The sequence below is a fragment of the Spirillospora sp. NPDC046719 genome (assembly GCF_040645715.1).
Taxonomy (GTDB): domain Bacteria; phylum Actinomycetota; class Actinomycetes; order Streptosporangiales; family Streptosporangiaceae; genus Spirillospora.
On sequence record NZ_JBEYYT010000360.1, the window covers coordinates 1 to 9,642 of the forward strand.

Annotated in this window: 11 protein-coding genes; 4 read left to right on the forward strand and 7 right to left on the reverse strand. The window is 72.8% G+C overall.

What is annotated here, in order from left to right:
- From ABZ914_RS38865 to ABZ914_RS38875, 3 genes are all read left to right on the forward strand, one after another.
- A partial coding sequence (locus ABZ914_RS38865) for an APC family permease (protein WP_500199490.1) occupies nucleotides 1-782 on the forward strand: 782 nt, incomplete at its 5' end.
- Nucleotides 783-863: 81 nt separating this feature from the next.
- Nucleotides 864-1,229, forward strand: coding sequence for an ArsR/SmtB family transcription factor (locus tag ABZ914_RS38870; protein ID WP_500199492.1), 366 nt, complete (start codon nucleotides 864-866; stop codon nucleotides 1,227-1,229).
- On the forward strand, nucleotides 1,229-2,557 hold the full coding sequence (locus tag ABZ914_RS38875; RefSeq protein WP_500199493.1) for a GNAT family N-acetyltransferase: 1,329 nt from the start codon (nucleotides 1,229-1,231) through the stop codon (nucleotides 2,555-2,557). Before ABZ914_RS38870 ends, ABZ914_RS38875 begins: the two co-directional genes overlap by 1 nt.
- Here ABZ914_RS38875 and ABZ914_RS38880 read toward each other — a convergent pair.
- The 3 genes from ABZ914_RS38880 to map form a co-directional block, all read right to left on the reverse strand.
- On the reverse strand, nucleotides 2,497-2,943 hold the full coding sequence (locus ABZ914_RS38880) for a YybH family protein (RefSeq protein ID WP_500199495.1): 447 nt from the start codon (nucleotides 2,941-2,943) through the stop codon (nucleotides 2,497-2,499). The two genes, ABZ914_RS38875 and ABZ914_RS38880, sit on opposite strands and share 61 nt — an antisense overlap.
- A 189-nt stretch (nucleotides 2,944-3,132) precedes the next feature.
- Complete coding sequence (locus ABZ914_RS38885) at nucleotides 3,133-3,702, reverse strand: NUDIX hydrolase (RefSeq protein WP_500199496.1); 570 nt, start codon at nucleotides 3,700-3,702, stop codon at nucleotides 3,133-3,135.
- 105 nt (nucleotides 3,703-3,807) lie between these two features.
- Nucleotides 3,808-4,593 carry a type I methionyl aminopeptidase gene (map, locus tag ABZ914_RS38890; protein WP_500199498.1) on the reverse strand — a complete coding sequence of 262 codons (786 nt, stop codon included), beginning with the start codon at nucleotides 4,591-4,593 and terminating at the stop codon, nucleotides 3,808-3,810.
- Between the two features lie 87 nt (nucleotides 4,594-4,680).
- On the opposite strand from map, the gene ABZ914_RS38895 reads away from it, so the two are divergent.
- Complete coding sequence (locus tag ABZ914_RS38895; RefSeq protein ID WP_500199499.1) at nucleotides 4,681-4,950, forward strand: helix-turn-helix domain-containing protein; 270 nt, start codon at nucleotides 4,681-4,683, stop codon at nucleotides 4,948-4,950.
- Between the two features lie 28 nt (nucleotides 4,951-4,978).
- Here the strand turns inward: ABZ914_RS38895 and ABZ914_RS38900 are convergent, their stop codons facing one another.
- The 4 genes from ABZ914_RS38900 to ABZ914_RS38915 all read right to left on the reverse strand — a co-directional run bounded on the left by ABZ914_RS38900 (nucleotide 4,979) and on the right by ABZ914_RS38915 (nucleotide 9,460).
- Nucleotides 4,979-5,737 (reverse strand): alpha/beta fold hydrolase, encoded by a 759-nt coding sequence (locus tag ABZ914_RS38900; protein WP_500199500.1) that lies wholly within the window; start codon nucleotides 5,735-5,737, stop codon nucleotides 4,979-4,981.
- Between the two features lie 3 nt (nucleotides 5,738-5,740).
- The gene (locus ABZ914_RS38905; protein WP_500199501.1) at nucleotides 5,741-6,679 is read right to left on the reverse strand and encodes a sigma-70 family RNA polymerase sigma factor; all 939 of its coding nucleotides are present in this window, start codon (nucleotides 6,677-6,679) and stop codon (nucleotides 5,741-5,743) included.
- 60 nt (nucleotides 6,680-6,739) lie between these two features.
- On the reverse strand, nucleotides 6,740-8,941 hold the full coding sequence (locus ABZ914_RS38910) for a bifunctional glycosyltransferase/CDP-glycerol:glycerophosphate glycerophosphotransferase (protein ID WP_500199502.1): 2,202 nt from the start codon (nucleotides 8,939-8,941) through the stop codon (nucleotides 6,740-6,742).
- A 234-nt stretch (nucleotides 8,942-9,175) separates the two neighbouring features.
- A complete protein-coding gene (locus ABZ914_RS38915; protein ID WP_500199503.1) occupies nucleotides 9,176-9,460 on the reverse strand; it encodes a MerR family transcriptional regulator in 285 nt (94 codons plus the stop codon).
- Nucleotides 9,461-9,642 lie beyond the last annotated feature (182 nt).

The window sequence follows — 9,642 nt, forward strand, 5'->3', positions numbered from 1 at the left end:
CGGTGGCCGGGGCACCGCACGTCACGCTCGGCCGGCTCGACGGTCTCAGCGGGACCGGGGGGCAGGGCGTGCTGACCGCCGCCGGCCTGCTGTTCTTCGCCTTCGCCGGGTACGCCCGCATCGCCACCCTGGGCGAGGAGGTCCGCGACCCGCGCCGCACCATTCCCCGCGCGATCCCCATCGCGCTGTTCATCACCGTGGCGGTCTACCTGGCCGTCGGGACCGCGGCGCTGCTGGCCGCCGGGCCGCACCGGCTCGCCTCCGCGACCGCGCCGCTGGCCACCGCCATCGACGCCGCGGGCGCGGGCGGTCTGGCGCCGGTGGTGCGGGTGGGCGGCGCACTGGCGGCGCTCGGCGCACTGCTGGCGCTGATCGCCGGCATCGGACGCACCGTCCTGGCCATGGCCCGCCACCGCGACCTGCCGGGCCGGCTCGCCGCCGTCCATCCCCGCCACCGGGTCCCGCACCGCGCCGAGGTCGCCGTGGCGGCCGTGGTCGGCGTGCTGGTGGCCACCGTCGACCTGCGCGGCGTCATCGGCTTCTCCTCCTTCGGCGTCCTCGTCTACTACGCGATCGCGAACGCCTCGGCGTTCACCCAGCCCGCGTCCGACCGCCGCTGGCCGCGCCCGCTCAACCTGCTCGGCGCCGGCGGATGCCTCGTCCTGGTCGCCACCCTGCCCTGGCCGTCGGTCGTGGCCGGGGTGGGCATGTTCGCGATCGGCCTGGCAGGACGATGGGTGATCCTGCGCCGCCGCACCCCGGCCCAGCCGCCTCCCGGGTAGGCGCGGCGGTCGAGCGGACCCGGGAGCATCCGCCGCACGCCTCTTTCCCGTAGCGCTTTTATCGTCTATCGTCGATTAACGATGAAAGAGGCGAACGGGCCGCTCGACCGGCCGACGGCGACCGAGTACGCGTCCTGGTTCAAGGCGCTGGCGGACCCGACCCGCGTCCAGATCGTGTCCCTGCTCGCCCGGCAGGGACGGCCGATGAACGTCGGCGAGATCGTCGACGCCGTCCACGTCGGGCAGTCGACCGTCTCCGCGCACCTCAAGGTGCTGGCCGAGGTCCGGTTCGTGCTGGTCGACCGGCACGGCACCGCCCGCTTCTACCGGATCAACACCGCGTGCGTGGAGTGCTTCCCCACAGCCGCCGACCTGGTCATGGGACGTCCCGCACCGGCCGCGCCGACCTGCCCGCCCGAGGAAGACCCGCCCGAGGGAGACGACTGATGCCCGACTCCGGCACCGGCGGTACGCCCGCCACCGACGCCATCGTCGCCCGCTACTCCGCCCGCGCCCGAGCCGCTCTGGCCGGTGCCACACCACAGGACGACTGCGGGAACGGCGATTCGTGCTTCGGCGCCGCCGCTTACCAGGCCGAGGACGAGGTGCCCGAGGCGGCGCTGCGCGCGAGCCTGGGCTGCGGCAACCCCCTCGCCGTCGCCGACCTGCGACCCGGCGAGACCGTGCTCGACCTCGGGTCGGGCGGCGGCCTGGACGTGCTGCTGTCGGCCCGCCGCGTCGGCCCGGCCGGGACCGCCTACGGCCTGGACGCCAGCGAGGACATGCTCGCCCTCGCCCGCGCCAACGCCCGCAAGGCCGGCGTCGGCAACGCCCGCTTCCTGCACGGGCACATCGAGCATGTCCCGCTCGCCGACGCCGGCGTGGACGTGGTCATCTCCAACTGCGTCATCAACCTCGCCGCCGACAAGGCCCGCGTGCTCGCCGAGGCCTTCCGCGTCCTGCGTCCCGGCGGCCGCCTCGGCGTCACCGACATCATCGCCGAGCCCGGCCTCGACCCCGGCCGGCGCGCGGCCGTCGAACAGGACGCCGGCTGCCCCGCGGGCACCCTGACCGTCGAGGAGTACCGCCGCCACCTGCTCGCCGCGGGATTCACGGCCATCACCATCACGGTGAACCATCAGGCGGCGCCCGGTCTGCACTCGGCGATCGTGCGGGCCGGGAAGCCGGCGTCCCCGCCCGGCACGCTCATCCGGCCCATGCGCTCCGCAGACGCCGCCGGCGTCCTGGAGATCTATCAGGCCGGTCTCGACACCGGCGACGCGAGCTTCGAAACCAGCGCACCGAGCTGGGGGCGTTTCGACCGCGCGAAGCTGCCCGGCCACCGGTACGTCGTGGCCGACGCCACGACGGGGGCGGTGCTGGGATGGATCGCCGCCTCCGCCGTCTCCGACCGGTGCGTGTACGCCGGGGTCGTCGAGCACAGCGTCTACGTCCACCCCGGCCACCGCGGCCGCGGTCTCGCCTCGGCGCTGCTGCGCGCCTTCGTCGACTCCACCGAGAGCGCCGGCATCTGGACCGTCCAGTCCGGCGTCTTCCCCGAGAACGCCGCCAGCCTTCGCCTGCACGCCCGGGCCGGTTTCCGCACGGTCGGCGTCCGTGAACGGATCGGGCGCCACCACGGCCGCTGGCGCGACGTGGTCCTCCTCGAACGCCGCAGCCCGACCCGCGCCGGCGAGTGCGCCGATGCGGGCGGTCAGGGTTCGAGGTCGACCACGCCCCTGCCGGTCGGGACGTCGAGCGGCACCGAGACCTGATCGTGCACGATCAGCCAGGTCCCGTCGATCTTCTGAAAGCAGTAGGTGACCCGCACCCACATGCCGCCCACCGCCGTCCCGTCCTTGAGCGTGCCGCTGAGACGGGCGAAGGCGTGTCCGAACGCCAGTCCGTCGCCCACGGTGAGCGCCAGGTCGCGAACCTCGTACGTCACGTCGTCGAAGATCGCGAACACTCTCGCCCAGTTTTCGAGCTTGGCCTCAAGCCCCACATGCTGCAGCGGCGGCTCGATGTCGAAGGACACGACGCCCGGTGCGTAGGGCCGCTTCAGGGCTTCGAGATCCTTCGCGTGGAGCCCGTCGATGATCTTGTCGATCTGCCCTCGGATCTCGGCCTCTTCGGCCTCGCGTTGCGTGGGTGTCAGCATGTCGGCCTCTCCTTCCCGCTGGATGTGCGGCTTCGCACAGCAGGAACGCTATGACGTTCAGAGCATGCTGTCGAAGATCAATATCGCTATGACGCTATGCCTTCCGAGGCATCGGGCCCTCGGCCGCGCGGCCTCATTCGGGCCGGCGCGGGAGGGGCGGCGGTGTACCGGGCGCTCGCCGAGCCCCGGCTACGGGTGGTGCCAGGGGAGTTGCGTGGGCTCGCCGCCGCCGGGGCCGGCGAGCAGCGCGGTGAGCAGGGCCGCCAGCCGCAGCGGGTAGACGGGTTCGGGCGCGTTCTCCAGTTCGGCGATCGGCCACCAGCGGTACTCGCTGATGCTGCGGCGTTCCACGTCGGTGAACCCGGTGGTGTCGATGTCGGTCGCGGCCGTCCGGTACAGGAAGTAGTCGTCGCGGAACATGCCGCGCATCCATCCGGGGAAGTCGGCGTACCCGGACGAGAAGGCGACGGTGGGGCCGAGGTCGCCGGGCGCGGCCACCAGGCCGGTCTCCTCGAGGAGTTCGCGGGCGGCGGCCTCCGCGAGGGTCTCGCCGTCGTCGACGCCGCCGCCGGGGGTGATCCAGCAGTGGCCCGCCTCGGGCCTGCGGTGCACGCGCGGGAACCGCCTGCGGTGCACGCGCGGGAACCGGAAGAGCAGCACGCGTTCGGCGTCGTCCACGAGCAGCACGCGCGCGGTGCGCCGCCGGTACCGGCCGGCGTCGTCCTCGCCGGTGCCGTCGGCGGCCGTCGGTGATCGCATGCCCGCCATCTTCCCCTATAGCGGGCGGGGGGACGCCGGCATCGGCTTGCGCGCTCGTCCTCGCCCGGTGTCGATCACGACGGCCTTCGCGGCCGCCCGGCGGGATCAGCCGCCCGGGTTCTCCGATTCGCGCCGGGTGAGCACGAGGGGGGCGTCCTCGGTGATGGCGACCGTGTGCTCGGAGTGGGCGGTGCGCGAGCCGTCGGCCGACCGGATGGTCCAGCCGTCGGGGTCGTAGACGATGCGGTCGGTCGTCCGCGCGAGCCAGGGTTCGAGCGCGAGGGTCAGCCCCGGCCGGAGCGTCATGCCGCGGCCCGCCCGGCCCTTGTTGGAGACGTGGGGCTCCTCGTGCATGGTGCGGCCGATGCCGTGGCCGCCGAACTCGGTGTTCACCGGGTAGCCGTAGTCGCTGGCCACCTTCCAGATGGCGGCGGAGATGTCGCCCAGGCGGTTGCCCGGACGCGCCATCTCGATCGCCGCCTCCAGCGCCTCCTCGGTGGCGCGGACGATCCGCAGGTCCTCCTCGGCGGGGGTGCCGACGATGACGGTGCGCGCAGAGTCGGCCACCCAGCCGTCGATGCCGACGGCGATGTCCGCGCTGAGCACGTCCCCGTCGCGCAGCGTGTAGTCGTGGGGGAGGCCGTGCAGGACGGCGTCGTTGACCGACAGGCAGATGACGTTGCGGAACGGGCCGCGGCCGAAGGACGGCGCGTAGTCCCAGTAGCACGACTCCGCGCCGCGCCGCTTGATCATGCCGCGCGCGTGGTGCTCCAGGTCCAGCAGGTTCACGCCCACGTCGGCGACGCGGCCGATCTCGGAGAGCACCTCGGCGACGAAGCGCCCGGCCACGTGCATGCGTTCGATCTCCGCCGGCGTCTTCAGTTCGATCACGAGTACCTCACGTCCCAGGGTGCTGGTATTACTATACCGGAACCTTAGCACTTGCCGGTATAGTAATACCAACCCTATCCTGAGGGGATGGTCCGCCAACCGCTCACACCGGAGCAGATCGAAGCCGGCAGGCGCCTCGGCGCCCTGCTGCGCCACGCGCGAGGGGGACGCGACCTCGCGGAGGTCGCGGACGCGGCCGGCATCTCGCCGGAGACCCTGCGCAAGATCGAGACCGGACGGCTGCCGTCCCCCGGATTCGGCACGATCGTCCGCCTCGGCGAGGCGCTCCGCGTGCCGATCGAGGAGCTGGCGGCCACCTGGCGCGGCAGCGACCTGCCGCTGGAAGCCGTCTCCTAGCCGCCACCGCGCCGGGCCGCCACGTCATCTATGCCGTTGGGTCGTGGCCCGCGCGGGAGATGGGCATGTAGGTCGGCGCGGGGTCGGTGGTCAGGAAGGTCCGGACCATGGCGCGCACCGTTTCAGGGTGCTCCATCAGCAGCAGATGGCTGGCGTTCGGCAGGACGGCCAGTTCGGCTGCGGGCAGCGCCCGGTAGAGCGCGATCGTGTGGTCGAGGGTGACGAGGTCGTCGTCGCCCGCCAGGACCAGGGTGCGGGCCTTCACCGCGCGCAGGTCGGACGGGTCGGGGGCCGGTTCGGTCGCGGCCGCGTCCGCGATCTTCCGGACGACGACGGGGAAGTGGTCGCGGCCGTCCGGGGACACCTCGGCGTAGGCGTCGACGATCGGGGGCGGCATCGGCCCGTCCGCCGACGGTCTGAAGACCATCCCGTCGAGGTCGTAGGCCGTGCTGATCAGGACGAGGCGTTCGACCAGGTCGGGACGGAGCATCGCGGTCCGCAGCGCCACGCTGCCGCCGGCGCTGTAGCCCACCAGGCGGGCGGGGCCGCCGACCACCCGGTCCAGGAACGCGATCGTGTCGCGCGCCATGATCTCGATGGTGATCGGGCCGGGCGCGTCGGGCGTGCGGCCGTGGCCGCGCCGGTCGGGCAGGTAGACGTGGAAGGCGTCGGCGAGGCCGTCGAGGTTGCCGGTGAAGCAGCGGCCGTCGGTCATCCCGCCGTGCAGCAGCACCACGGGGGCGCCCGTGCCGTGCTCGGCATGCCACATGTGAACGGTGTCGGTCATGCACTACATACGGGACGGCGGCTCCGGAGTCATCGGCAGTCCGAACACCGGGAACAGCGAGGCGTCGAGATAGGTGGTCATGGCGATGATCAGCCCGTCCCGGACGTCGATGACGACCAGGCCGAACGCCCGCCCGTCCCGGTACTGCGCGAAGGCGGCCGACCCGTTGGCCGCCGTGCGGACCAGCCGGTCGCCGGCGCACGCTCCGCCCGCGCCGAGCAGGGCCGTGCGGATCGCGTCCCGGCCGCTGAGCCACCAGGCGAACGGCGGCATCGACATGGTGGCGTCCCGGTGGAGCAGCGCCACCAGGCCGTCGACGTCGTAGGAGGTGAACGCCGTGACGTACCGGTCGAGCAGCTCCTCGTCGATCTCGCCGCCCCCGGCCGGCGGGCGCTGTGCGGACAAGGCCGCCCGCGCGCGTTGCAGGGCGCTGTTGACCGCCGCGGTACTGCTGCCGAGCAGCGCGGCCGTCTCCTCGGCCGACCAGCTCAGCACCTCGCGCAGGATGAGGACCGCCCGCTGGCGCGGCGGCAGGGACTGCAGGGCGGCGACGAACGCCAGCCTGACCGCGTCGCGCTGGACGGCGAGCTCGGCCGGGTCGCCGCCGGACGGCAGCACGAGCCGGTCGGGCACCGGCCGCACGAACGCGCCGGGGTCCAGCGGCGCGCCGAGGGCGCTCCCGACCTGCGCGGCCGGGCCGAGATCCATCGCGAGAGCGCGCCGCTGGACGGCGCGGGCCATGTCGAGGCAGACATTGGTGGCGATCCGGTACAGCCAGGTGCGCAGGGCGGCCCGGCCCTCATCGAACCGGTCGGCGTTCTTCCAGGCCCGCACGAAGGTCTCCTGGACGGCGTCCTCGGCCTCGGCTGCGCAGGCGAGCATCCGATAGCAGTGGGCGGTCAGCTCCACCCGGTGCGCTTCCAGGCGATCCTCGAACCCCATCCGGCCACACTAAGGCCCGTTCCCAAGGCGGTCAGACGGCGGCGATGCGGGCGGCGGGGGTCACGTCCCGCTGAGGAAGATCCTCTCCACGGCGCGCTCCGCCGCGCGGCCGTCGTCCCAGGGGCAGAACCGGGCGCGGAAGGCGTCGCGGGCCTTGGCCGCCGTGTCGCTCCACGGCGCGCCGGTCCGGAACGCTTCGATCATCTCATCCTCGGTGCGGGCGAGGACGCCGGGCGGGGCGGCGGTGATGTCGAGGTTGACGCCCCTGGTGAGCCGGTAGGTCTCCCAGTCGTTGGCGAGGACGACGATCGGCCGGTCCTCCAGGACGGCGTAGTCGAACATGATCGAGGAATAGTCGGTCAGCAGCACGTCGGAGGCGATGCAGAGGTCCTCGACCGACGGGTGGCCGGAGACGTCCATGACCCGGTCGTCGCCCCCGCCGTCGTCCGCCGCCGGATAGTAGTAGTGCGGGCGGAGGAGCAGGACGTACTCGTCGCCGAGTTCGCGAGCGAACCGGTCGATGTCGAACATGGGCCGGTAGCCGTCGCGGTACTCCCGGTGCGTCGGGGCGTACAGGACCGCCTTCTTGCCCTCGGGGACGCCGAGCCGGGTGCGCAGCCGCGCCCGCTCGTCCGGCGTCGCGGTGGCGAGCCGGTCGTTGCGCGGGTAGCCGATCTCCAGCAGCTCGTAGCGGCACGGGAACCCGCGCTGCCAGGCCTCGCTGGACAGCGGGTTGGACGACAGCAGGAAGTCCCAGCGGTCCGCGCGGGCGATCTGGGCCTTGAAGTCGAGGCCCTTGGCGCCGACGGGGAAGGCCATCTGGTCCAGCCCCATCTTCTTCAGCGGGGTGCCGTGCTGCGTCATCACGTGCACCTGCCCGGGACGCTTGATGACCGCGTTCGGGAACGTGACGTTGTTGACGAGGTACTTCGCCCGGGCCAGCACCCTCAGATACCGCAGCGTGCCGGGCGCCACGGTGTCCACGCCGTCCGGCACGGGCCCTGCGGCTCCGGGCTTCACCACCCAGACGCCGTGCAGGTGCGGTGCCATCTCCGCGGCCTTCCCGTAGATGGCGGCCGGATTGCAGGCGACGCCGCGGTACCAGTACGCGGCGTACACCACCAGGTTCTCGTCGATGGGCATGCGCAGTTGCACGCGGTAGTAGAGGCGGCCGAGCAGCCGCCTGCCCGTGCGCCTGCCGCGCCGCGCGAACCGCACGGCCGTCCGCGGCAGCGCGCCGGCGTGCCGCCGCGCCTTGGTCAGCGTGACGGCCAGCCGGTACGGCGCGTAGGCGCCCCGGTCGATCAGCCGGTACTTCACGGCCTTCAGCCGCCCGCCGGGGACGCGCCGCCCGGACGGCCGGCGCCGCCGGGAGAACTCGGTGATCCGGCCGAAGAACTCGCGGCGGTCGGGCGGGGAGATCCGGTCCTCCCGCTCCAGGATCATCAGCGCGTGGCCGATCACCCGGTCGAACATCAGGCCGCGGAACGGCTCGGTGCCGGGGCGGGCGTCCATGAACGCGAAGATCCGCTCGTACTGGTCGAAGGCGTCGAAGTGGCGGCGGCTCGCGCTGCTCGTGATGCCGCCGGAGCGGCGCTGCCGGTAGACGTAGCAGACCCGGTCCAGCAGGCTCAGCCGCTCGGCCGCCATCAGCAGCGGGAACGTGACGTTGAGGTCCTCGTAGTAGCCGGGGCTGAAGCGGAGTCCGAGCCCGAGCAGGTACTCGCGGCGGATCACCTTGTTCCAGGCCGCCATCATGATCCGCAGGACGTCCGGCCGCTCCGCACAGGTGAACACCGGGGGCGCGGGCGGGTCCCGGAAGTGGCGGCCGCCGGAGTTCGGCACGCGGGTGCCGTCCCACAGCTCGCGCTCGTGGTCGACGAGCAGCACGTCGGGGCGGGTCTTCGCCAGCCGGTCCAGGACCGCGCGGACCGCGCCCTCGGTCGCGTGGTCGTCGCTGTCGAAGAACCAGACGTACTCGCCCGCCGCCATGTCGAGCCCGATGTTGCGGGCCTGCCCGAGCCCGCCGTTGCGGTCCAGGTGGCGGACGCGGAGCCGGGGGTCGGCCGCGGCCATCTCGTCGAGGATCGCGCCGCAGTTGTCGGGCGAGCGGTCGTCCACCGCGATGACCTCGATTCCGGCGGCGGCCGGGTCGAGGATCGATTCGAGGCATTGGCGGACATACCCCTCGACCCCGTAGACGGGCACGATGACGCTGAGGACGGGGGAGTCGGAGCGGGTCGTGTTCTCGGGTGGGGGCATTGCCGGTCCCTGGTGACGACGGTCGTCCGGCCGGCTCTCCGACCGGACGCGACCGGCCGGCGGACCGTCGGCACGCGCGGCGTCCTCTGCGTTCACAGCGTGGATATGCGCTGTTCAGCCGGGTGCAAACGTGTCCCGCCGACCGTTCACAGCTACCTACTATAGCGATAGTAGATAGTTCCACACCCGCCTGGCGTCAGACGCCGTCACCCCAAGCCGCCGGTACCGGCCGGATCATCCAGGGGGCTGGGGAGGGTTCTGCGAGTCGCGGTCCCGCATGAGCCGGGCGTTGATGCGCTGGGCTTCGGCGAGCTGGTCTTCGAGGACGATGATGCGGCAGGCGGCCTCGAGCGCGGTCCCCTCGTCGACCAGGTCGCGGGCGCGCTGCGCCAGCCGCAGCTGGTAGCGGGAGTAGCGGCGGTGACCGCCGGACGAGCGCTGCGGGACGAACAGCCGGGCGTTGTCGAGGCTGCGGAGGAACGCGGGGGTGACGCCCAGCATCTCGGCGGCGCGGCCCATGCTGTAGGCGGGGTAGTCCTCGTCGTCGAACTTGTCCTCGAGCGCGGCGGGGTCGTCCTGCCCGGCCGTCTCCGGGTGGTGCCGGTCGTGCCGGTCGCCGGCCTCGGCCGGCTGGGATGCCTTCATGAACCTTCCGTACTGCCCTTGGTCGGCAGCGACGACAAACGGGGGCCCCCGCGGCC